At 34.3% G+C, this 21,082-nt stretch carries 27 protein-coding genes; 18 read left to right on the top strand and 9 right to left on the bottom strand.

Annotated elements, in window-relative coordinates; translation table 11 throughout:
• Positions 1-81: 81 nt before the first annotated feature.
• Positions 82-348 (bottom strand): Txe/YoeB family addiction module toxin, encoded by a 267-nt coding sequence (locus BAU15_RS04600; protein WP_161841584.1) that lies wholly within the window; start codon positions 346-348, stop codon positions 82-84.
• The gene (locus BAU15_RS04595; RefSeq protein ID WP_010620828.1) at positions 333-587 is read right to left on the bottom strand and encodes a type II toxin-antitoxin system Phd/YefM family antitoxin; all 255 of its coding nucleotides are present in this window, start codon (positions 585-587) and stop codon (positions 333-335) included. Before BAU15_RS04595 ends, BAU15_RS04600 begins: the two co-directional genes overlap by 16 nt.
• A 181-nt stretch (positions 588-768) precedes the next feature.
• On the opposite strand from BAU15_RS04595, the gene BAU15_RS04590 reads away from it, so the two are divergent.
• From BAU15_RS04590 to BAU15_RS04555, 8 genes are all read left to right on the top strand, one after another.
• Entirely contained in the window at positions 769-1,131 is a 363-nt protein-coding gene (locus BAU15_RS04590; protein ID WP_087059233.1) for an ArsR/SmtB family transcription factor, read from the top strand.
• A 16-nt stretch (positions 1,132-1,147) separates the two neighbouring features.
• The gene (locus tag BAU15_RS04585; RefSeq protein WP_161841583.1) at positions 1,148-1,765 is read left to right on the top strand and encodes a CadD family cadmium resistance transporter; all 618 of its coding nucleotides are present in this window, start codon (positions 1,148-1,150) and stop codon (positions 1,763-1,765) included.
• A 323-nt stretch (positions 1,766-2,088) separates the two neighbouring features.
• On the top strand, positions 2,089-2,454 hold the full coding sequence (gene arsD, locus BAU15_RS04580; protein WP_161841582.1) for an arsenite efflux transporter metallochaperone ArsD: 366 nt from the start codon (positions 2,089-2,091) through the stop codon (positions 2,452-2,454).
• A 14-nt stretch (positions 2,455-2,468) separates the two neighbouring features.
• Positions 2,469-4,205, top strand: coding sequence for an arsenical pump-driving ATPase (gene arsA / locus BAU15_RS04575; RefSeq protein WP_161841581.1), 1,737 nt, complete (start codon positions 2,469-2,471; stop codon positions 4,203-4,205).
• Positions 4,206-4,235: 30 nt separating this feature from the next.
• Positions 4,236-4,571 carry an arsenite efflux transporter metallochaperone ArsD gene (gene arsD / locus BAU15_RS04570; protein ID WP_161841580.1) on the top strand — a complete coding sequence of 112 codons (336 nt, stop codon included), beginning with the start codon at positions 4,236-4,238 and terminating at the stop codon, positions 4,569-4,571.
• A 22-nt stretch (positions 4,572-4,593) separates the two neighbouring features.
• Complete coding sequence (locus tag BAU15_RS04565; protein ID WP_161841579.1) at positions 4,594-4,938, top strand: ArsR/SmtB family transcription factor; 345 nt, start codon at positions 4,594-4,596, stop codon at positions 4,936-4,938.
• 33 nt (positions 4,939-4,971) lie between these two features.
• Entirely contained in the window at positions 4,972-6,051 is a 1,080-nt protein-coding gene (gene arsB / locus BAU15_RS04560) for an ACR3 family arsenite efflux transporter (protein ID WP_161841578.1), read from the top strand.
• Between the two features lie 35 nt (positions 6,052-6,086).
• Positions 6,087-7,754: an FAD-dependent oxidoreductase gene (locus tag BAU15_RS04555; RefSeq protein WP_161841577.1), complete on the top strand. Its 1,668-nt coding sequence runs from the start codon at positions 6,087-6,089 to the stop codon at positions 7,752-7,754.
• Between the two features lie 187 nt (positions 7,755-7,941).
• Here BAU15_RS04555 and BAU15_RS04550 read toward each other — a convergent pair whose 3' ends face one another.
• The 4 genes from BAU15_RS04550 to BAU15_RS04535 all read right to left on the bottom strand — a co-directional run bounded on the left by BAU15_RS04550 (position 7,942) and on the right by BAU15_RS04535 (position 10,123).
• Positions 7,942-8,217 (bottom strand): helix-turn-helix transcriptional regulator, encoded by a 276-nt coding sequence (locus tag BAU15_RS04550; RefSeq protein WP_051923348.1) that lies wholly within the window; start codon positions 8,215-8,217, stop codon positions 7,942-7,944.
• A gap of 5 nt (positions 8,218-8,222) precedes the next feature.
• Positions 8,223-8,585 carry a type II toxin-antitoxin system RelE/ParE family toxin gene (locus BAU15_RS04545; RefSeq protein ID WP_035020746.1) on the bottom strand — a complete coding sequence of 121 codons (363 nt, stop codon included), beginning with the start codon at positions 8,583-8,585 and terminating at the stop codon, positions 8,223-8,225.
• Between the two features lie 236 nt (positions 8,586-8,821).
• Positions 8,822-9,262, bottom strand: a complete 441-nt coding sequence (locus BAU15_RS04540; RefSeq protein WP_161841576.1) for an OsmC family protein — start codon at positions 9,260-9,262, stop codon at positions 8,822-8,824.
• Positions 9,263-9,562: 300 nt separating this feature from the next.
• A complete protein-coding gene (locus tag BAU15_RS04535) occupies positions 9,563-10,123 on the bottom strand; it encodes a TetR/AcrR family transcriptional regulator (RefSeq protein WP_161841575.1) in 561 nt (186 codons plus the stop codon).
• Between the two features lie 184 nt (positions 10,124-10,307).
• Here BAU15_RS04535 and BAU15_RS04530 point away from each other — a divergent pair, with 184 nt between their 5' ends.
• From BAU15_RS04530 to BAU15_RS04510, 5 genes are all read left to right on the top strand, one after another.
• Positions 10,308-11,246, top strand: a complete 939-nt coding sequence (locus BAU15_RS04530) for an ABC transporter ATP-binding protein (RefSeq protein WP_161841574.1) — start codon at positions 10,308-10,310, stop codon at positions 11,244-11,246.
• Positions 11,233-12,126 (top strand): ABC transporter ATP-binding protein, encoded by an 894-nt coding sequence (locus BAU15_RS04525; RefSeq protein ID WP_161841573.1) that lies wholly within the window; start codon positions 11,233-11,235, stop codon positions 12,124-12,126. Before BAU15_RS04530 ends, BAU15_RS04525 begins: the two co-directional genes overlap by 14 nt.
• Positions 12,127-13,596 (top strand): ABC transporter permease subunit, encoded by a 1,470-nt coding sequence (locus BAU15_RS04520; protein ID WP_161841572.1) that lies wholly within the window; start codon positions 12,127-12,129, stop codon positions 13,594-13,596.
• A 292-nt stretch (positions 13,597-13,888) separates the two neighbouring features.
• On the top strand, positions 13,889-14,314 hold the full coding sequence (locus BAU15_RS04515; protein WP_161841571.1) for a cupin domain-containing protein: 426 nt from the start codon (positions 13,889-13,891) through the stop codon (positions 14,312-14,314).
• Positions 14,315-14,541: 227 nt separating this feature from the next.
• Positions 14,542-14,820 carry a DUF1905 domain-containing protein gene (locus BAU15_RS04510; RefSeq protein ID WP_005875075.1) on the top strand — a complete coding sequence of 93 codons (279 nt, stop codon included), beginning with the start codon at positions 14,542-14,544 and terminating at the stop codon, positions 14,818-14,820.
• Between the two features lie 374 nt (positions 14,821-15,194).
• On the opposite strand, the gene BAU15_RS04505 is transcribed toward BAU15_RS04510, so the two are convergent.
• Positions 15,195-16,586 (bottom strand): dihydrolipoyl dehydrogenase family protein, encoded by a 1,392-nt coding sequence (locus tag BAU15_RS04505; RefSeq protein WP_005237714.1) that lies wholly within the window; start codon positions 16,584-16,586, stop codon positions 15,195-15,197.
• On the bottom strand, positions 16,583-17,017 hold the full coding sequence (locus BAU15_RS04500; RefSeq protein WP_005237713.1) for an RrF2 family transcriptional regulator: 435 nt from the start codon (positions 17,015-17,017) through the stop codon (positions 16,583-16,585). The genes BAU15_RS04505 and BAU15_RS04500 overlap by 4 nt, the downstream gene beginning before the upstream one ends.
• A gap of 153 nt (positions 17,018-17,170) precedes the next feature.
• On the opposite strand from BAU15_RS04500, the gene BAU15_RS04495 reads away from it, so the two are divergent.
• Positions 17,171-17,527, top strand: coding sequence for a hypothetical protein (locus BAU15_RS04495; RefSeq protein WP_021150714.1), 357 nt, complete (start codon positions 17,171-17,173; stop codon positions 17,525-17,527).
• Between the two features lie 85 nt (positions 17,528-17,612).
• Here the strand turns inward: BAU15_RS04495 and BAU15_RS04490 are convergent, their stop codons facing one another.
• Positions 17,613-18,032, bottom strand: coding sequence for a hypothetical protein (locus tag BAU15_RS04490; RefSeq protein ID WP_035033542.1), 420 nt, complete (start codon positions 18,030-18,032; stop codon positions 17,613-17,615).
• A 253-nt stretch (positions 18,033-18,285) separates the two neighbouring features.
• On the opposite strand from BAU15_RS04490, the gene BAU15_RS04485 reads away from it, so the two are divergent.
• The 4 genes from BAU15_RS04485 to BAU15_RS04470 all read left to right on the top strand — a co-directional run.
• Positions 18,286-18,858: a helix-turn-helix domain-containing protein gene (locus BAU15_RS04485; protein ID WP_035033544.1), complete on the top strand. Its 573-nt coding sequence runs from the start codon at positions 18,286-18,288 to the stop codon at positions 18,856-18,858.
• 197 nt (positions 18,859-19,055) lie between these two features.
• The gene (locus BAU15_RS04480) at positions 19,056-19,607 is read left to right on the top strand and encodes a tyrosine-type recombinase/integrase (protein WP_161841570.1); all 552 of its coding nucleotides are present in this window, start codon (positions 19,056-19,058) and stop codon (positions 19,605-19,607) included.
• Positions 19,608-19,919: 312 nt separating this feature from the next.
• A complete protein-coding gene (locus BAU15_RS04475; protein ID WP_002301358.1) occupies positions 19,920-20,462 on the top strand; it encodes a PBECR4 domain-containing protein in 543 nt (180 codons plus the stop codon).
• A gap of 510 nt (positions 20,463-20,972) precedes the next feature.
• The coding region (locus BAU15_RS04470; RefSeq protein ID WP_010721421.1) for a transposase at positions 20,973-21,082 on the top strand (110 nt) is incomplete at its 3' end.

Raw genomic sequence — 21,082 nt, 5'->3', positions numbered from 1 at the left:
GAGAAAATTGCTTTAGCAAGGTTGTTTTTATCTCATATTTTTAGTCAAAAAAGATAGAAAAAACTTTTTAAAAAGTTTTTTCTATCTTTCATAGTGCGTCCAAGTAGACCAAATAATGACTTCTTTGGCGTCATTATCCACCGAATAAACCACCCGGTGCTGAATATTTAAACGACGTGAATATTTATCTTTTAAATTTCCGACTAATTTCTCATAAGGCGGGGGATTTTGGAACGGATTCTCCTTTAAAACTTCCATGAGATTTTTAAATTTTTGATCTAAATGAGCCCCTTTTAAATGTTTCAGGTCTTTTGTAGCTGATTTTGCTAATTTTACAGAGTATCCCAATCGATATCCTCCAATGCAACAAACTCATTTTCTTGTTCACGCTGGTGGATCACATCTGCTACGCCAGCAGATTGAAGGTATAATGTTTCTTGAATTGCGTCCCAGTCTTTTTTACTGACCATAACTGCTTCACTTTCTTCGTTTTTGCCAGAGATATAAATGGGTTCGTTAGTTTTGTTGACGTCTTTCAATAGTTGATAAAAGACTTTTCTAGCTTGGCTAGGGTTTACGATAGACATAAGCTATTCCTCCCTTTAACATCTTTTTTACTATTGTAACGTACTTGTTTAAGTACGTCAAAGATGTTGTGAATACAGGAAATTGCTTATAATAGTGTATTGGAATTAAGGTAGATTGACAAAAGAGTGATCAAATAGGTATACTTCATTCAAATAATCGTTTGAATGTGAGGTGAGATGAATGGAAAACGTTTGCCAAGTGACTATCGTACATAAAGAAAAAGTAACTGTAATAAAAAATAAATTGGATCAAAAAGATTTTTCAAATTTACTTGTGTTAGGTAAATGTTTCAGCGATTCTTCTAGAATTAAAATTTTCTATGCTTTAGAAACCTATAAGGAAATGTGTGTCTGTGATTTAGCAGAAATACTTACTGCTAGCGTTGCTACAACGTCACACCATTTACGTTTTTTAAAAAAACATGGAATGGCAAAATCACGTCAAGATGGAAAAGTAGTTTATTACTCTTTAGCGAATGAAGACATCCTTTCCGCTATTCATGTTTTTTTAAAGTTATCAGAAAATCTATCTATGAAATCTTAGTTTGGAGGAAGTTATTTTGTTACAAAGTATTTTTTCAGCTATCGCTGTTTATATTTCTACCAGCATTGATTATTTGTTTATCTTGCTGATTATTTTTTCTCAAAGTCATACAAAAAAAGGGCTCCGTCAGATTTTTTGGGGTCAATATCTAGGAACAGGTATCTTAGTAGCCGTAAGTTTATTTGCAGCATATGTGCTGAATTTCATTCCGCAAGATTGGATCATTGGGCTTCTCGGTCTAATTCCGATTTTCTTAGGAATCAGAGTGGCATTGGTTGGCGAAGAGGAGGAAGAAGAAGAGGAAGTCGTTGAAAAGCTTGAATCAAGAGGAACAAACCGCTTCTTTTGGACCGTTGCCTTAATAACAATTGCTTCTGGTGGCGATAACTTAGGGATTTATATTCCTTACTTTGCCTCGTTATCTTTTTCAGAGATTGTCACCGCTCTAATCGTATTTGCTATTTCTGTTGCGGGTCTTTGCTATATCAGTTACAAATTAGCCAAGATTTCTTTTGTTTCCGAAACCTTAGAAAAATATGAACGAATCCTTGTTCCTATAGTGTTTATTAGCTTAGGAATTTATATATTGATCGAAAATGGTACGATTCAAACTGTATTGAGTTTATTTAATTAATAAATAGTTTGATTGTTAGTACAAAAAAAGACAGCGATTAAAACTCGTTGTCTTTTTTTTGTACTAACAGATTGGCGCATTATCTAAGTAATATAATTCGATACATGAAATTACATAGAATCATGTATTCAGAACCTTGATATTTTGAGGTTATTTTTTTGCTAATCAGAGGTACTCTTAGAGATGGCGCAGGAATTTAAGCTAGTACAATTACTCAAAATTATTTTTTATTGACTATAGATAGATAAAGTTCTATATTATACATAGACAATTGTCTATGTCTTAGTGTCAAAATAAATTCTCTACAAAGGAGCAAAAAAATTATGACAGAATTAGCATTATTTGAACCAGCAATGTGCTGTAGCACAGGTGTATGTGGACCAGCTGTAAATGAAGACTTATTACAAATTACTTCAGTTATGAACGCTTTAGATACCTTGGAGGGGTTTCAAGCTAAAAGATACAATTTATCTAGTGATCCTCAAACATTTGTAGAAAACGAACAAATGAGTAAATTATTGCAAGAAAAGGGCGCTGATGCGTTGCCAGCAACACTATTAAATGGTGAAGTAGTTAAATTTGGAGAATACCCTTCAATGGAAGAAATAACAGCTTTTACAGGAGTTAGATTTGTCCCAATGGAATCAAATGACGGTGGCAGTTGCGGACCAAACTCAGGATGTTGTTAGGAGGATTTTAACTGATGAAAAATTATCAACCAGAACAATTAAACCTTACAAAATATCTTTTCTTTACTGGTAAAGGCGGAGTAGGAAAAACATCTACAGCTTGTGCTACTGCAGTTTCTTTAGCGGATAGTGGGAAGAACGTTATGTTAGTGAGTACGGATCCTGCTAGTAATTTACAAGATGTTTTTGAGAAAGAGTTAACAAATAATGGCTTAGAAATTCCAGAAGTGAAAGGGTTAACTGTAGCGAATTTTGATCCTATCACTGCTGCACGTGACTATATGGAAAGCGTTGTTGGACCGTATAGAGGGATTTTGCCAGATTCAGCTGTAGCTAACATGGAAGAGCAATTATTAGGTTCTTGCACTGTTGAAATTGCGTCTTTTAATGAATTTGCTGGATTTTTAACGAATCCAGAAGTTGAAGCTCAATATGATCACATTATTTTTGATACTGCCCCTACGGGACATACATTAAGAATGTTGCAACTGCCTTCTGCATGGAGTAACTTCTTAGATGAAAACACTACTGGTGTTTCCTGTATGGGTCAGCTTTCAGGACTTGGCGATAAGCAAGAAATGTATAAGCACGCAGTAGATACACTATCAGAGGGGACAAAAACAACCTTAATGTTAGTGACACGTCCACAAAATGGACCACTGGTAGAAGCGAATAGAGCTTCTGAAGAATTAAAAGAAATCGGTGTGTTAAATCAACAATTAATTATTAATGGTTTATTAGAAAGACCGACAGATAGCATTTCTCAAAAAATTTATGATGAACAACAATTAACGTTAAAAAATATGCCTGAAAATTTGAAACAATTTCCAACATTTATTGTTCCATTACGCTCATATAACGTAACAGGCGTTGAAAACTTGCGGTTACTCTTAACATCAGATCAAACAAATGCCGTTGTAGAAGCTCCAGAAGTAATGGATTACCCTAAGTTACAACACATTGTGGATGAATTAGATCGCACAAATAAAAAAGTTGTTTTCACTATGGGTAAAGGTGGGGTTGGTAAAACTACGATTGCTGCTACACTAGCAACAGGATTGGCAGCTAAAGGGAAAAAAGTTCATTTAGCAACAACAGACCCTGCCGCTCATTTGGAATTTGTAATCACTGAATCGGAAAACATTAAAATGAGTCATATTGACGAGAAAAAAGAATTACAGGACTATAAGGAAGAAGTTTTATCTAAAGCACGTAAGACTATGTCTTCTGAGGAATTGGACTATGTTGAAGAAGATTTACGCTCGCCTTGTACTCAGGAAATTGCCGTTTTCAGACGATTTGCAGAGATTGTTGCTACAGTTGACTGCGATGTAGTTGTCATAGATACCGCCCCAACTGGACACACTTTATTGCTATTGGATTCCTCTCAAAGCTATGCTAAAGAAGTGGAACGAACTTCTGGTGAAGTTCCTGAGTCCGTTCGTAGACTGTTGCCAGTCTTACAAGATCCAGAACAAACAGAAGTGGTCATGGTTACTTTACCTGAAAATACACCCGTCTATGAATCTATGCGCCTACAAGAAGATTTAGATCGTGCTAAAATCGCTCATACTTGGTGGGTCATAAACAATAGTATGCTAACAAGTGGTACAACGAATGACGTATTAAGAGCTCGTGCTCAAAGCGAGGTTACTTGGATCAATAAAGTAGCAGAACTATCCAATGATCATTTTGCGGTAGTCGAGTGGCATTCTACTGAAGTGAAAGGGAAATCCATATCGCAATTTTAGAATCATTTAGTGGAAGGGAAGAGAATAACAGTGGATAAAATAACTCTTTATGAACCTCCGATGTGCTGTAGCACAGGCGTTTGTGGTCCTTCTGTAGATGGAAATCTGATTCGTATAACAAGTCTCTTTCAACAAATACGGAAGATAAAAGGGAAACAATTCATTCGATATAATTTAAGTGCCAATCCGGACTCATTCGTTCGAAATCAAACGGTAACGCAGTTAATCCAAGAAAAAGGGACTGACTGTTTGCCTATAACGGTATTGAATGATGAAACAGTTGTTAAAGTTAACGACTATCCAACTAATGAAGAACTATCTAAGTGGCTGAATCTATGCTTGGAAGAAGCAGAAGTCTCACTGTAATTAAGTAGAAAGGAGAATAAAAATGACTTACGAAGAATATGCGAAGGTTGCCAAAGCAATTTCGGAGCCAAAACGCGTAAAAATACTGGATATGTTGTCGTGCGGAGAAATGTGTGCGTGTGATATTTTAGAACATTTTGATTTTACTCAACCTACGTTGTCTCACCATATTAAGATATTAGTAGAAGCTGGCTTAGTTACAGCCGAAAAAAGAGGGACTTGGCAACATTACTCAATTAACGAGCAAGTAGCCCAGCAATACATTCAAGGATCCATTCATTTATTAACACATTCATCTGAATGTATTTGTGAGACTGAAGGCATTCAAAAAGAAGCAAAAAGTTTATCTTCTTTTGTTTCTCGTTAAAAAATTAAATACGATTATTATTGGAGGAAAATCATGAAAGAATCAGCTTTAAAAGAAAAAGTATCAAATAAAGAAAATGGAATTGGACTTTGGGAACGTTATTTAAGTTTATGGGTTGCTTTATCAATGATTGTAGGTGTATTACTAGGGCAATTTGTTCCTGTAATTCCTGATTTTTTAAGTCAATTTGAGTATTACAATGTATCAATTCCAACAGCTATTTTAATTTGGTTAATGATTTTCCCAATGATGTTAAAAATTGATTTTAGCAGTATTGTAAATGCAACAAAAAAACCCAAAGGATTAATCTTAACTACCGTAGTAAACTGGTTAATTAAACCATTTACCATGTATGGAATTTCTGCCTTTTTCTTTTTGGTAGTATTCAGACCGTTTTTAAGTCCAGAACTAGCCAATGAATACATAGCTGGTGCGATTCTTTTAGGGGCAGCTCCTTGTACGGCTATGGTATTTGTATGGAGTGAACTAACAAAAGGTGATCCAGCATACACCTTATTGCAAGTATCTATCAATGATATTATTGTTCTCTTTTTATATGCTCCAATTGTGGCACTTTTATTGGGTATAGGTAACGTATCTGTCCCTATCAATACACTTTTACTCTCCATTTTTGTCTTTATTGTTATTCCTTTAGTTTTAGGAATTGTTGTCAGAAAAAAAGTCGTTAAGCAAAAAGGTGACGATTATTTTGAAAAAGATTTTGTGAATAAATTTGATGGCACAACTCGAATTGGTTTACTACTAACTTTAGTTATTATCTTTTCATTCCAAGGTGAACGAATTCTAAGTAATCCATTCCATATTTTATTAATTGCTATTCCACTAATTGTTCAAAATATTGTCATATTCATTCTTGGTTATGGTGGAGCTAAAGCGTGTAAACTACCATTCTCAATAGCAGCACCCGCAGCCATGGTCGGAACAAGTAACTTTTTTGAACTTGCTGTAGCTGTCTCAATTGCGTTGTTTGGATTAAATTCTGGTGCAACTTTAGCAACCGTTGTGGGAGTATTAGTAGAGGTTCCTGTTATGCTTTTATTAGTCAAGTTTTTAAATAAAACAAAACATTGGTTCGACGGATATGAATATTAAGCATTGTTTAAATTAAATGAAAAGAGGCGAAAAAAATGAAAATTGTCGTTATTGGATCTGTCGCTGCTGGTACATCTGTAGCAGCTAAAGCTAGAAGAAACACAGAGGAAGCTGAAATTGTCGTGTACGATCAAGGAAAAGATATTTCTTATTCTGTTTGCGGTATTCCTTATCACATTGGTGGGGAAGTGGAAGAATTAAGTGCCTTAACTCCTAGAAATGCAGCATGGTTTAAAAAGAGATACAATGTCTCAGTTTTCACCGAGCATAAAGTGACACATATTGATCAGACCAACAAACAGTTAGAAGTGACGGATCTTGTTTCTGGAGAAAAGAAACTAGAAAATTACGATGTATTAGTCTTTGCGACTGGGGCTTCTCCATTCACTCCACCTCCATTTAATCAAAAAGAGTATGATAATGTGTTCCAAGTTCGAAATATTCAAGACGCACGAGATATTGGAGACTATTCAACTAAACAACCTAAAAAAGCATTGATTATAGGTGCTGGATTTATTGGTTTAGAAATGACAGAACAATTAGTCCATAAAGGATTAGAAGTAACAATCGTTCAATTAGAAGATCAAGTTATGCCTCCTATGGACGCAGATATGACTTTCCGTGTAGAAGAGCATATGCGTGCAAAAGGCGTTAATTTAATCCTTAGCGACACGGTAAAAACGATTGAAGGAGAAACGTCAGTAGAGAGAGTTATCACGACAAACGGCGTTACAATTGAACCAGATATCGTTATCTTATCAGCAGGTGTACGTCCAAATACAGAATTAGCTAAAGAAATGGGCGTAGAACTGGGAGCTTCAAGAGCAATTGCGGTCAACAAAAAAATGCAAACTAATCTTCCAGATGTTTATGCGGTTGGGGATGTGGCAGAAAGCTTCTCCGTTATTACAGGTAAGCCAATCTACCGTCCGTTAGGCTCAACGGCTAATAAAATGGGTCGAATCGTTGGAGATGTCATTACCGGTGGCGATTTAGAGCACAGAGGTGTCTTAGGAACAGGAATATTCAGAATCTTTGATCTACATGTCGGTCAAACAGGATTAACAGAAAAAGAAGCGAAAAAAGAAGGTTATGATGTTGAAATCTTATATAATATCAAGCCAGACCACGCCGAGTATTTAGGTGGGAAAGAATTGACTATCAAAGCATTAGCAGATAAAGAAACCGGTCGCATCTTAGGTGCACAAGCTATCGGTCAAGGTGGCGTAGACAAACGAATTGACGTAATCGCAACAGCTATTACGTTTAAAGCAAAATCGGAAGATTTATTCCATTTAGATTTAGCCTATGCACCACCATTTGCGACAACGAAAGACCCCATTCTTTATACGGGAATGGCATTGGATAATGCATTAAAACGAAATCCATTGTTAACACCAGCTGAATTAATACGTCGCCAAAATAGTGGTGAAAAATTACAAATTATCGATACACGTTCTAAAAAAGATTATGACAAATCACATGTTAAAGGAGCAATTCATGTTCCTTTGGCTGAACTGAGAGAAAGAAATGTAGAATTAGACAAATATGTAGCAACGGTCACTTATTGTAATAAAGGTGTAACTGGTAATGCATCTCAAAATTTATTATTAAATTATGGATTTGAAAAAGTTTATAATTTATCTGGTGGGAATAAAAATTATCAAAGTTATCTTAAAATGTTAAAATCGAAATCAAAATAAATAAAAAAAAGAATCAGACAGCCAAAAGTTGCTGTCTGATCTTTTTTTTACGATTTAAATAAATGAAGCCAATACGGTAGCGCCCCCCAAAAGTTTAGATTTCACTCTAACTTTTGGGGGGCGCTACCTATTTGAGTATTGAGAGAGCTTATTTTAATTTTAGAGCGAAAGAGCTTCATCGTATAATTTAATTTTTTACCAGTTTTTTAGTCGTTTTGTCTATAAATGTCAGCTCTAAGTTTAAACCGTCTGCAATTTTTGTAATGGTCTTTAGAGAAGGAGCATAAGAAAAGTTTTCTACACGAGCTATTTGAGCCTGAGAAACATGTACTTTTTCAGCTAATTCTTTTTGAGTCATATTCTTTTCTCTACGGAGACTGGCTAATAAAGCAGTCAACTCAATCAGATTTTTATCTTCTTGAGAAATGCTGCTAATGTCTTTCTTTACATCTGTCCATTTCATACTAATCATCCTTTCTTGCGTTCTAACCAATCAGCTAATTCACGTTTAGCTTGTTCAATTTCTCTTTTGGGTGTCTTTTGGGATTTTTTTCTAAACTGGTGTAATAAAATTAATTCATTATCTTCTAAGGTTGCAAAAAATACGCGATTAGGAACTGGGCGTAATTCCCAAATTTTACCCTCAATCTGTTTAACAAGAGGCTCACCTATAAAAGTGCCGTCATATTCCAGACGTTCCATTTGATAATAGAGCTTTTTTAAGGTGGATTTATTTTCTTTAGTCGGGTTACTATCCAGTTCTTTGATCCAATTCACTATTTGACTTTGGCCTTTCTTATCTTCATAGAACTCTATTTCATATTTTTTCATAGAAACTCCTATCACTCTCTGTATACCTCTATAATATATCAAAAATGATATATTATCAAGTTTTATAATTGCTTTTCAATACATGAAATTGCTTAAAATAATGTATTTAAAATCTTGATTTAACTAGTTTTTTTCTCTCGTCTTTTTTATAGATATGTATACCTTCGAAAAGACAAGAAATAAAATAGAAATACCTGTTTAGTGCAAAATGAGAAGAATCTTTTTTAATTCATAGTTTATAATTTATGGATTTCTGATTTAGTCGTAGGTGCATTTTTAATGGTATCAGCTACCGGACAAGTACGATCAATAAATGCGATAAAATCTGAAATCTCTTCATCAGTATTATCAGCTTCAATATAAAATTTAGATACGATTGCAGAATAGCCTATTTTAGCTGCTTTATTTTTTCCTATAAAACCATCAGGATCTAATACTCCATCTATCTCTACACGGATATCGTTTAAATTTATGCCCTGCGCTTTAGCGAAAGACCGAGCTACAATAACTTTACATGCTCCAAGAGAGGATAATAAAGCTTCAATCGGATTCATCCCTTCATCTGATCCACCTAAATTTTTTGGTTCATCCAAAATAAATTCAAAATTCCTGGATGTACATGAAACTTTCATTCCACCAATTGACTGAGCTACTGCATGAAATGTTTCTTTTGCCATAAAATAACCTCCTTTTAATTTAATAACTTTACCGTATCATGAAAGCGTTATTTTTACCCGCATAGTCACATGAGAAACAGAAAAATTTATATTTTTGAATTTTTTTGCAAAAAATAAAAATCTTTTGTGCAATTGAATAGGTTAATGCATGGAAGAAAGCAGCCAACATAAATCAAAATGGATCCTATAGAATAGACACTAAAAAAAGTGCCTTTATAGGGTCCTTTTCAATCCGTTTTAGTTTCATAAGGTTTCTTTTTTTAAAATGTCCTTGACATAGAATCCATTTCAATTCTTCGATTAGCTAAATTTTTCTAAAGTCTGTGTATATAGTTCAATAATTTCTTCACGACTAATTTGATTTTTTTTCTCCTTATACCAAAAGACGGATTGAATCGTGATCCCCATAATGATCTGTCCTTTATAACTAAGCTCTATGGGTAATTCTTCGTCACTAGCTCCTTTTTTTATGCGGTTACCTAGCATGCTCTTCCCGTACTCGCGCACACTTTCAAGTTCAAAAATGATATTAGCATTCATTTGAATACTGAAAATGAGATATAAGAGATTATCAAATTGATCCAATAGTTGTTCAAAAACAATAATAAAAAAGTTGTCTTTTTCTTCATTTGAGTTTTTGATAGCAAAATCAAATATTTCATTCATTTTATGTTTAATAAAAAAGGTTATAAAATCATATTTATCCAAGAAATGATTGTAGAAAGTTGGTCGTCGAACCATAGCAGCATCACATATTTCTGTTACTGAAATATTTTCAAATTCTTTTTCATGTAATAAGTTTTCAAATGCTTCTATAAGTGCCTTATGAGTTTTTTGAACCCTTAAATCTAACTGTTGCATATAGTGCCTCCTTTTTATAGAAAGTAACAATTATTGAAAAAATGTAAATTATTTATCAGATGCTGAAGATATGTCTCTTGTCCTCCTTTGTGTGACTAGTATAATAAGTATTATAACATTTGTAAATAAAGAAACAATTGTTAAATAATTTACAATCGATATTTAAAAGAAAGGTAGGAATACGATGGCAGTTATTGAAGTTAAACATGTGACCAAAGACTATGGATATGGACGTGGAATATTTGATGTCTCTTTTGAAGTAAAAGAGGGAGAAGCTTTTGGATTCTTGGGACCGAATGGTGCTGGAAAGTCGACAACTATCCGCCATTTAATGGGCTTTTCTAAAGCTGATGAAGGAGAACTTTCTATTAATGGAAAAGATAGTTGGAAATCAGCAGCCAATATTAAACAAGATGTTGGTTATTTACCTGGAGAGTTGGCTTTTCCAAAAGGAATGACGGGAGACCAATTTATTGAGTTCATGGCAAACGAAAGACAAATTACTGATATGACAAGGACAGAGCAGCTTAAAGAGCTCTTTAAAGTAGAGACTTCTAAAGAGATTAAAGAAATGAGTCTTGGGACCAAAAGAAAGCTAGCGGTCGTTACTGCTTTTATGCATAATCCAAAAATATTGATATTAGATGAGCCTACTTCAGGATTAGATCCTGTTATGCAAGAACGCTTCATTCAATTTATCTTAAAAGAGAAAGCAGAAGGGAAAACAATCCTCCTATCTAGTCACATCTTTACTGAAGTGGATGCAACATGTGATCGCATTGCCATCATTAAGGATGGGGTAGTGGTTTCAACAGTTGAATCCAATGAGTTGAAGCAGAGTACGAATAAATCATTCAAAATTGAGTTTGCTAGTTTTGAGGATTATCAGAAATTTATAGAAAATACTGAATTTACTATTCCGACTAAAAGACCTGAACAAAATCAAGTTAAACTGAGTTTGACGGATCAGAAGATGCAAAATTTTTTTACAGAATTAAGTGAGGTAAAGGTAAATTTTATTTCAGAAATTAAATTTACTTTGGAAGATTACTTTATGGACTTTTATGATCGTAAGAAAACCGTGGCTGCTGGAGAGGAGAATTTGCGATATGGCTTACATTGATATCAAACATTTGACTAAGGATTATGGAAATGGACACGGAGTATTTGATGTGTCTTTAGAAATTGAAAAAGGAGAAAACTACGGCTTCGTAGGTATCAATGGTGCAGGGAAAACGACTACTATTCGGCACTTGATGGGTTTCCTGAAACCTGATGAAGGAAGCGTCACTATTAATGGACTTGATGCCACCAAAAGTAGTGCAGAAGTCAAACGTTATGTATCTTATATTCCTGGTGAGATCAACTTTCCAGGAAATAAAACCGGTGAAGAGTTTTTAAAAGATCAAATCTATTTATCTGGACGCGGAAATTGGGAACGTGCTAAAGAGTTGAGTAATCTTTTTCAATTAGATGTGACGGCAAATGTGCGTTCCATGAGTAAAGGGATGAAACAAAAAACAGCTATTGTTTCAGCATTTGCATCTAATGCAGATATCTTAATTATGGATGAACCAAGTACAGGTTTAGATCCTCTAATGCGTGACATCTTCCTTGAACTTTTAAAACAAGAAAAGGAACAAGGGAAAACGATTCTTATGTCTAGCAATATCTTCCAAGAAGTGGAAGAAGTCAGTGACCGAGTCGCAGTCATCCGAGAGGGAAAAATTATTGATATCACAGATATGGCAGACATTCGTTATAACGAGAATAAAAGATATCGAATGGAATTTAAATCACTCGCCGATTTCGAACGTTTCTTAAATTTAGGCTACCAATTGAATAGGGTAAAAGCGGAAGATTTACAAGTTTTCGTTCAAATTCATGATAAAAATATTAATTATCTTATTCAAGATTTAAAAGATTTTGACTTGGTCTATTTTAAAGAAATTAAATTCTCGTTTGAAGATTATATTACTGAAATATTTAAGGAGGAAGTATAAATGTTTTCAAAACCAATATTTAAGCAAAGCATCAAAACCAATTGGAAGCTATGGGCAATTATCACAATCGTCGCTTCAATCATTTTATCTGGTTTCATCATAGGTTATGATGCGGCAGGATATGCATCGATTGCCGCTGCAGCGGAAGGAACCGCTTTTTCTAGTCTTCTTTCATCAATGGACAGTCTCTTAGGAAACTTAGAAAATTTCTACAAACTGATTGCTCTTATTCTTGGAATTGTTTATGTTGTATTTACAGCAAATACTCTTGTAGTGAGCGAGGTAGACTCTGGATCTATGGCTTATACTTTATCAACACCCATAAAACGTTCAAGTGTCATTATTACCAAATCGCTTTACCTCATCTTATCGGTTGTTTTAATGTATGTTATTGTTTCATTAGCCGGTTTAGGTGCCTCTCAATTACAATATAATAACGTGACGGGCTATCCAATCACAGAGGATATAGAAAAAGCATCAGAAACATTAGAGAAAAGTGAACGTTATCTATCGGAACGTTTATATTTAATTAAAGATAATGAACAAGCTATGCAAGATGCTGCTGCAGCTCGCGATATGGATCTAGACGCCTACTCAATATACTTAGGAGAGGTTATCAAGGATCACTCCTATGAAGAGGCTGCAAAAATCATCACCGATGAACGTTGGGATATTTATAAAGATGATGAGGACATGGAAGATGATGATATTGAAATCACAACTAAGGAATTGATCGAAAATCCGGCGATGATCTTAACAAGTAATGACGCATTGACGGCTGGTGCACGTGTACAAGGAATTTCTATTAATGATTACCATCAATTTCTGGCAGATGAAATAGCTGCGCTTGAAGCTGAAAAGAATGAAGAGAATAAAGAGGAACCACAGCCAACTGTCATGATTACGGAAGCCAATGGTGAACTCTTATTACAGGCTGTTATTGACTCTTCTGCAAAGGCCTTAAATATGGATAGTGACCAAGTGAAAGAGAATTTGATTTTGATTAAAGATTCTACCGCTTTAGAGGCGTCTATGGAAGCAACTGATTTAAATGAAGAACAAATCATTACGATGGCAAACCATGCCATGGTATCATCTGCAAGATCTGTCGATGCAGCTCTGGAATTTGATACAGAAACTTATTTTTGGTTAAGTCTTGGTCTACTCACCTTAATCCTAGCCATTAGCTCTGTTTCATTCTTCGCATCAACTCTATTTAATCGCACAGGATTAGCTTTAGCTATCGGTGGGGGGATACCATTTGCTTTCTTCCTCCTTACTATGGTTCAACAACTGATGGACGATGCTCCAGTTATACTCGAGTATCTAACGATAACAACTCTATTTGATACAGATGCGATATTAGCTAGTGGAGAATTTGGTTGGGGACTAGTTGCTTTAGGAGCCATTGCTTTCGTTCTATATGCAGCGTCAAATGTTATCTTTACAAAGAAAGATTTACCACTTTAATATTGAAAGAACTATCAGTAAATTCCTTAGCAGCTACCGATAAATGAAGAAAATATAATGTGAGAAAAAGAATGAGACGGACAAGATAATCTGATAATAGTTAACCTGGGCAACGAATAAATATTGGAGGTGGTGCGATGTAAGATTGATAAAAAATGGATAAACGATTGGATTTAATACAATATCTTATCATGATTCTAATGAGTTGATTTTTAAATTAGTTAGGAGTATGGTTAAGGTATGGGTAGTTTGTAATAATTATAATCTAGAAAAATATGAGGAGGAAAATCAAATGGATATTAATGATAAAAAATACGGGAAGAAACCTTATATAGTAAATATCGAAGACGCTACTGTTCGAAATGATACGTACCGGACAACAATGTGGACAGGTGAAAAATTACAGGTAACCGTTATGTCCATCAAGCCTAACGATGATATCGGATTAGAAGTTCATCATGATATTGACCAATTTATTCGTATTGAAGAAGGAAAAGGATTATGTAAGATGGGACCTACAGAAGATAACTTAAATTTTGAACAAGAAGTTAAGGATGATGACGCTGTTTTTGTGCCAGCTGATATGTGGCACAACATAGTGAATACTGGAGACAAGCCTTTAAAACTATATACGATTTATGCAGGACCAGATCATATTCCTGGTACAATACATGAAACACATGATGATGCACGCAATGATCCTAACGAACAAGATTAGTGTAAATCTGTTTTAGAGTGAAAATAAAGTAGCCTGTTGTCTTTACAACAGGCTTTTTTTAATCGCAGATTGTAAGATTAAGCTAAACAAAATAGAATCTAGCCTATTAAATAAAATTACAACGCTGGATTATATTATTTAAATTCCTATTAAGTTTAATACATGAAATTAGATAGTTTCATGTATCATAACTATAGATAAAGTGAATGAGAAATGGGGCTATTTAAATGATAAAAATAATTGACAATCAGAAACTCAAATTACATTACAAAGAGGGATTTGGATCATGGACTTATCACCTTAGACTACCAGGAACAGCTGATAATAAAGGGAGATGGGGACATTTAAAAGTATCTGGTACAATTGACGATTTTGAAGTGAAAAACATTTATTTGGCTCCAAGGAAAGATGAAGATAAGATCATCTCAATCAATAAGGAAATTAGAGACGCGATAGGGAAAAGCGGTGGCGATATAGTAACGGTAATGTTATATTTGCATGATTAATTTACTCAATAAATCCAATCTTCTCTTTTTAGATATGAAACTTACGCTATGATGGGCTTAAAGATTTGGGTAAGTTCTATATTTGATAGAATTTATTTTTATATCGCACACGATGTTTTCCGGAATCTCTTATATAAGTTAGTTTATACGATTTTATAGACACTCTTTTATTTCTTCAACAAGTACTAAAATAGAGTTATTAATTGGTACATAAACGTCTAGTGAGGGCATGATATTCACCTCTTATCTGTTATAAGTAATAATGAATAGGAGGTGAATAGTGTAAAATGACTCCTATAGAGTGGACTCTGAAAAATAGATCTCTATAAGGTCCATTTTATTTTGTCCCAGCCTCTTTTGTGGTTAAATTTAAGTTAAATCATTTCAAGTAAATCATTCATAGATTCACTCATTGTAGGGTGAGTATAAATACCGTCTCGTAAACTCTTATATGAAATATTTTCATTAATTGCTAATGCAATTAAGTTGATCATTTCGTGAGCTTCGTAGCTGAAGAAGCTTGCGCCTAATATAAGGTCAGTCTCTGGATCAACTAATATTTTCAAAAAGCCGCTTGTTTCACGCAATACTTGAGCTTTAGGAACAGCAGCAACGGGCATCTTAGCAACTTTATAATTTTTACCAGCTTCAGTTGCTTCTTTTTCATTAAAGCCTACCCGTGCAAATGTTGGATCCACAAATGTTGCTGTAGGATAAACACGACGCGTTTCTAAATTATAGTTGGATTCTTCTCCTAGCAATTGAGGCAAAACAATACGGTAGTCATCCAAAGAAATATAAGTGAATTGTGGTCCACCTTTAACGTCGCCCACTGCCCAAATGTGTTCAACAGAAGATTGCAAGTGCTTGTTTACCTTGATTTCTCCACGAGCGCCGAGCGCCACGCCAGCCTTTTCAATATCTAATTTATTTGTGTTAGGAATACGGCCAGTAGCAACTAAAATTTCATTTAATTCAGCAGATTTTTCTTCGCCGTTTTGTTCAAATGTTAAACGTACACCATTATCCGTATCTTGAACACGTTTAGCTTGAGCGTTAAATTCAATAGTTACCCCTAATTCTTCTAATCTTTCCAAAATAGCTGCTGCGTCATCCTTATCTTCACGTGGCAATAATGAGTCATTGAATTGATAAACGGTTACTTCAGAACCAAATTCAGCAAAATAAGAAGCGAATTCTAATCCAATTGGACCAGCTCCGATAATACCTAGTTTTTTTGGCAGATTTGTTAGCTCTAAAATTTCTTCACTTGTGTGGATGTGTGGACTGTTTTGCTTGTTTTCAAAATCTGGAATAACAGCCGTAGATCCAGTTCCAATAATGATATTAGCAGCCGTAACTTGTAGCGTTTCTGTATCTGTATCCACTAACAAAGTATGGTCATCTTTGAAGTGAGCAAAACCGTCTAAGACTGTCACGTTATCTAAATCAGCAATTTTATGGTAGTTTTTTTTATTTAATTTGGTTACTAATTCAGTTTTATAGTCCATGGCTTGTTTGAAAAACTGGTTGTTAATCTCAGGATTTCGCTCAATGCCAAATTCTGATAATTGATCAATAATTTTTGCACTATGTGTCAACGATTTAGTCGGTAAGCATCCCACATTAATACAAGTTCCACCATACATTTTAGCTGATTTTTCAATCACAGTGACGGTTTTTCCTTTTTTAGCTAAAGCACCTGCTAATGTTTTTCCTGCTTTACCAAATCCAATAATGGCTACGTCTGTAGTGTACTCATTCATATTTTAGTGCCCCTCTCATTTTGTATTGCATATAATTTTACTTCCATATCTTTTAATGTAATAGTTGCTAGTTTTGCTACTGCATCTTTATTCAGCTCATCATAAAGATCATCCATAGCTTCTGACATACCAGACGAAATCATACATTGTTCATTGATATAACCTGAATGCCAAGTATTTTGGATAATTGGGATCTTTATCGCCTCATAAACATTTTTTAAAGTGATAGCTTCTAAATTATCGGTTAGAAAGTATCCGCCATGCACACCTTTTTTTGTTTGAACTAATCCTTTTTTTCGGCATTTTGCCAGAACTCTGCGAACACGAACTGGATTCGTACAAATGTTCTCAGCTAATGCTTCACTGGTAAAAATTGAATTGTTATGACCTAAATAGACCAACCCATGTACTGCAATCGTAAATTCACTCAAAATTATTCACCTTCTTTAAAAAGTAACTTTTAAAGTTACTTTATCTAAATTAAGTATACACCTAAAAGTTATCCAAATCTACAAAGTCTGTTACTTTTAAGCAATTATTTTAATATCTCCTTAGACGAATTGATTAAAGGAGATGACGATAAGATGAAAAGAGAAGTAACTATTGCTAAGATGAATCAATTAATGTTGGTTATTATAGGATCATTTGTTTTAACCCTCATTACTGCATCCTTATTTAAATACTGGGGCGATTTTTCTTTGATTTTGCCAGTTACTTTTATAGTAATCATGGTCAATGCTGCTATTAAACTTCAAAAGATCCAAGATAAAGAAAATCTAAAAACCTATAAAAAAATCTTAGATTATATGGACAATAGAGAAGTAAGAAATGATCCGAAAACACAAAACAGGAAGAGAATGAACTTAGAAAAATCTAGCTTGGCGATAGTAGGAGCTCTTATTGAGTTTTTCTTAATGTATGGCGTACTGTCGGTTTTCTAAATCATCTTAATACATGAAATGACATAAAGTCGTGTATATAGGATGTTGTTGAATCAAGGTTACTATTAAGTTTATTTTATGTATCTTAAGGAGCAAAACCATAATATAATAAGCTAAATACAAGTTGTCCTAATACTAATAGTCCAACTAGTGCAACGATGTAAAAAGAGATAAAGACTATTTTTAACCCGAGATATTGATCTTGCTGGACTATTTTCTTGATGCCATACCACGCAAAAAGAAGCAGAAGAGGAACAAGCAAGATAAAGTATGAAACATCAACGAATTGACTAAACTCCATAAATCGTTGGAATCCTTCACCTGCAGAGGTCATCAAAAAAATTATTTTATCAAGCCAGAGATAAAGAAATGAGAAATTCAAAAGACACGAGAAAATAGTAATTCCGTAGGTGATATACTTATTTTCATGTCTAACTAAGAAATAAGTTACTCCTATATAAACTAGAGCTAGCATCATAGGGTAGAATGGTTGGTAGGCAAACAATAGAGACACTTCCTTTTCGTTTTTTCATACATGAAATTAGATAGAAATATATATCTTGAACCTTATTCGAATAAGGTTATTTTTTAGTATAAAATACAACATAAGTTCCTTGAATAAGTAATACTAGTGGTTTTCAAGTACGTATTTATTGTTTGTAAAAACATTTTGACACTCGAAATTTCCTGATTATAAAGACATTTGATAGTATATTTCTTCCACTTAAATTATCCTATTGTTAGAAGGAGCAGATAATATGAATCTAAGTAAACAAATAAAAAAATATAGAGCTACATTGGCACTCTCTCAAGAAGAATTATCGGAAAAACTATTTGTCTCACGACAAACCATTTCAAACTGGGAAAATGGACATAGTTATCCTGATATTCATAACTTATTATTACTTAGCGCTCTTTTTGATGTTTCTTTAGATGAGTTAGTAAAAGGAGATGTAGAAACAATGAAAGATTGGGTATCTCATTCAGAAATGGACAAATATACTAAGGTAATGATTGTTTTTATTGTGTTGGCTATGTTATCAATTGGTCCTTCTTTATTACTACCGGGTTATTGGTTTTTTCTTCCCCCATTTATTCTATGGTTAGTAGGAATGTATGGAGCGATAAAAGTTGAGAAAATCAAAAAATCGGAAGATGTCCAAACATATAAAGAAATCATAGCTTTCATGGAAAATAAAGACATTGAAGCTGTAAGAAAAAAAAGAAACAAACGAAAGGATAAGCAAGATAAAAGATTAATAGTACTTGTTTTTTGTTTAGTAGCAGGAATTATTGCTTTATTATCTATATGGTTATTCACTATTGTTTAAGCTCTATTGTTTAAGCTCTATTGTTTCGTTGTAAAATTACATTAGTTTATTAGTCCAGATACATGAAATTCTATAAAATCATGTATCAAGAATCCTATCCCTATAGGGTTCTTTTTTTTTACTCCCCCCAAACACACGATTTAGTGTTATAATAACTATAATCATGTATTCGAACAGATTAAAAAGGAGGGATTGTCATGGGCTATAATGTTCAGCCACTACGGTCGCAACAGGAGATTAATGATTTTTTATTTTGCCTGCGACGGAATAAAAATGCGGAACGTGACGTTTTCTTGTTTCTAATTGGAATTAACAGCGGTCTGCGCATGTCCGACATCGTCAAACTCAAGAAAAAAGACGTGATTACCTCAAAAAACCCGCACATCGTGGAGCAAAAGACAGGGAAAACACGCATTTTATACTTAAGCAGCTTACAGGACTTGATTCACGGCTATACCGCACCCTTAGATCCGGAGGCTTACTTGTTTCCCAGTACTAAGGGCGGCCATTTAGAAGTCAATACGGTCTACCAGATGTTTCAAAAGGTCGCGAAGCTGTTAGGAAGGGACGATATCGGCACCCACACCCTACGAAAAACCTTTGGTTACCACTATTACAAGAAAACCAAAGACGTGGCCACCTTAATGGAAATCTTTGGTCACAGCAGCGAGAAGATTACCAAACGCTACATCGGAATTAATGAAGATGAAATCAGTGAAACGTTATTAAATTTTCGGTTAGGTTTTTGATTGTATTATATAATAGATAAGCACAGTAAGACGGTTATAATCACCCACAGTATTGGACAAATCAACCTTTTTTTGGTATATTATATATACAAATGAGAGCAGGCTCATAGTCAACTTGATATAAATCCGGAACATAAGGGTCCGGCGGGTGGCGAGCACCAAAACTAAACTCGATACAAATCCGGAACGTAAGGGTCCGGCGGGTGGCAAGCACCAAAACTAAACCTGTACAAAAGGCTGCTCTTTTGAGCAGCTTTTTTTATTGGGAAAAAGGAGCATTCTTCGCACGTGGCAAAAAAAGAATACAAACGCATGTCTATAAAAGAGACAACCCAAATTACCAGACAGTTAAACGCGATTTATAAGGCTGCCCATCTCTTACAAGAACATTTTGTAGATAAAAAAGTATCCTTTGTCGGAGAAGTCTCAACGGTAGCGATTATTTTTTCGACAACTAATTTTATGCACCTCTGTGGCATTGATTATCGCAGAGGCACACACTTGTTTTTTCAAGATGCCTTAGACAGGAAAATAAATTTACAGGATATTCAAATCAAAACGGATGGGACGACCTTTCAGAAATTACAAGTAATAGGTAGCCTTGATTTATTATTGGGGAAGCATATTTCTATTGTTGGCAGAGGTGTTTACTCTTCTCTTCGCTATGATGCAGCTATTCGAACAAGGAAAAAAATATTGGCTCTGTCTTTGAAACAAAACGGATTAATCTATATCCCTATCTCTTTGTTAAACCTATCATCAAAGGAAATTGGACCTGGACAAAAAGTTACTGGCATTTTTAGCGAGGATTTAACATCCGGGGAACTTAAAATGATTATGGAAGTCATCGATTAATCATTAATAGTGATATGCGACGTCATTTTGAAGTAATTATTCTATTTTGGGTTATAAAATAAAGCATTTTAAGACGATTTCAAATCATTCATGTGGGTTATTTATCACGGATGAGCTTGAAATCGTCTTTTATACGTATCAAATTGAAATGTTCGGCATACAATCTATCGTTGTTACTACATTACTAATTGTCACTTGTTAAGGAACTTGGATCCTTTCTAAACATTCCCTAGAGATAAATTTTACTTTATCCCTCCGTTAATATCCAATTTAAGCACCTTTCCGATTCAGGGTTAATTTGCATATCAAGTGCAGCTTGTGTTCTAGTAAGATTAGCCCTTTTAGTCCGGCTGAGTTGACTTATGGATATAAGATATGGTCATAGCAAATAGATACTACGTATAGTCTGTTAATTTAGTGTCATTAATCTTAAGTTGGATAGGCTACAATTAACTAGACAGAAAAATTAAGGTGTGTAGACTAGAAGAAAACATACCAGGAGGAATTTTTATGTCTAAGAGAACACGAAGAACTTTTTCACAAGAATTCAAGCAACAAATCGTCAATCTTTACTTAGCTGGAAAGCCACGTGTAGAAATCATTCGAGAATATGAACTAAC

The sequence above is a fragment of the Candidatus Enterococcus huntleyi genome (genome assembly GCF_009933175.1).
GTDB lineage: Bacteria > Bacillota > Bacilli > Lactobacillales > Enterococcaceae > Enterococcus_K > Enterococcus_K huntleyi.
Note: the sequence above shows the minus strand (reverse complement) of the source record. Positions and strands in the feature narration are given on the sequence as shown.

What these genes read in the sequence shown, in the direction of transcription:
- BAU15_RS04520 (WP_161841572.1), top strand. Translation starts at nt 12,127, where the DNA reads ATGTTTTCAAAACCAATATTTAAGCAAAGCATCAAAACCAATTGGAAG.
- BAU15_RS04565 (WP_161841579.1), top strand. Translation starts at nt 4,594, where the DNA reads ATGACTTACGAAGAATATGCGAAGGTTGCCAAAGCAATTTCGGAGCCA.
- BAU15_RS04550 (WP_051923348.1), bottom strand. Translation starts at nt 8,217, where the DNA reads ATGAAATGGACAGATGTAAAGAAAGACATTAGCAGCATTTCTCAAGAA.
- BAU15_RS04535 (WP_161841575.1), bottom strand. Translation starts at nt 10,123, where the DNA reads ATGCAACAGTTAGATTTAAGGGTTCAAAAAACTCATAAGGCACTTATA.
- BAU15_RS04485 (WP_035033544.1), top strand. Translation starts at nt 18,286, where the DNA reads ATGAATCTAAGTAAACAAATAAAAAAATATAGAGCTACATTGGCACTC.
- BAU15_RS04555 (WP_161841577.1), top strand. Translation starts at nt 6,087, where the DNA reads ATGAAAATTGTCGTTATTGGATCTGTCGCTGCTGGTACATCTGTAGCA.
- arsD (WP_161841582.1), top strand. Translation starts at nt 2,089, where the DNA reads ATGACAGAATTAGCATTATTTGAACCAGCAATGTGCTGTAGCACAGGT.
- arsB (WP_161841578.1), top strand. Translation starts at nt 4,972, where the DNA reads ATGAAAGAATCAGCTTTAAAAGAAAAAGTATCAAATAAAGAAAATGGA.
- BAU15_RS04510 (WP_005875075.1), top strand. Translation starts at nt 14,542, where the DNA reads ATGATAAAAATAATTGACAATCAGAAACTCAAATTACATTACAAAGAG.
- BAU15_RS04590 (WP_087059233.1), top strand. Translation starts at nt 769, where the DNA reads ATGGAAAACGTTTGCCAAGTGACTATCGTACATAAAGAAAAAGTAACT.
- BAU15_RS04525 (WP_161841573.1), top strand. Translation starts at nt 11,233, where the DNA reads ATGGCTTACATTGATATCAAACATTTGACTAAGGATTATGGAAATGGA.
- BAU15_RS04505 (WP_005237714.1), bottom strand. Translation starts at nt 16,586, where the DNA reads ATGAATGAGTACACTACAGACGTAGCCATTATTGGATTTGGTAAAGCA.
- BAU15_RS04595 (WP_010620828.1), bottom strand. Translation starts at nt 587, where the DNA reads ATGTCTATCGTAAACCCTAGCCAAGCTAGAAAAGTCTTTTATCAACTA.
- BAU15_RS04545 (WP_035020746.1), bottom strand. Translation starts at nt 8,585, where the DNA reads ATGAAAAAATATGAAATAGAGTTCTATGAAGATAAGAAAGGCCAAAGT.
- BAU15_RS04495 (WP_021150714.1), top strand. Translation starts at nt 17,171, where the DNA reads ATGAAAAGAGAAGTAACTATTGCTAAGATGAATCAATTAATGTTGGTT.
- BAU15_RS04475 (WP_002301358.1), top strand. Translation starts at nt 19,920, where the DNA reads ATGTCTATAAAAGAGACAACCCAAATTACCAGACAGTTAAACGCGATT.
- BAU15_RS04480 (WP_161841570.1), top strand. Translation starts at nt 19,056, where the DNA reads ATGGGCTATAATGTTCAGCCACTACGGTCGCAACAGGAGATTAATGAT.
- BAU15_RS04515 (WP_161841571.1), top strand. Translation starts at nt 13,889, where the DNA reads ATGGATATTAATGATAAAAAATACGGGAAGAAACCTTATATAGTAAAT.
- BAU15_RS04540 (WP_161841576.1), bottom strand. Translation starts at nt 9,262, where the DNA reads ATGGCAAAAGAAACATTTCATGCAGTAGCTCAGTCAATTGGTGGAATG.
- arsA (WP_161841581.1), top strand. Translation starts at nt 2,469, where the DNA reads ATGAAAAATTATCAACCAGAACAATTAAACCTTACAAAATATCTTTTC.
- BAU15_RS04530 (WP_161841574.1), top strand. Translation starts at nt 10,308, where the DNA reads ATGGCAGTTATTGAAGTTAAACATGTGACCAAAGACTATGGATATGGA.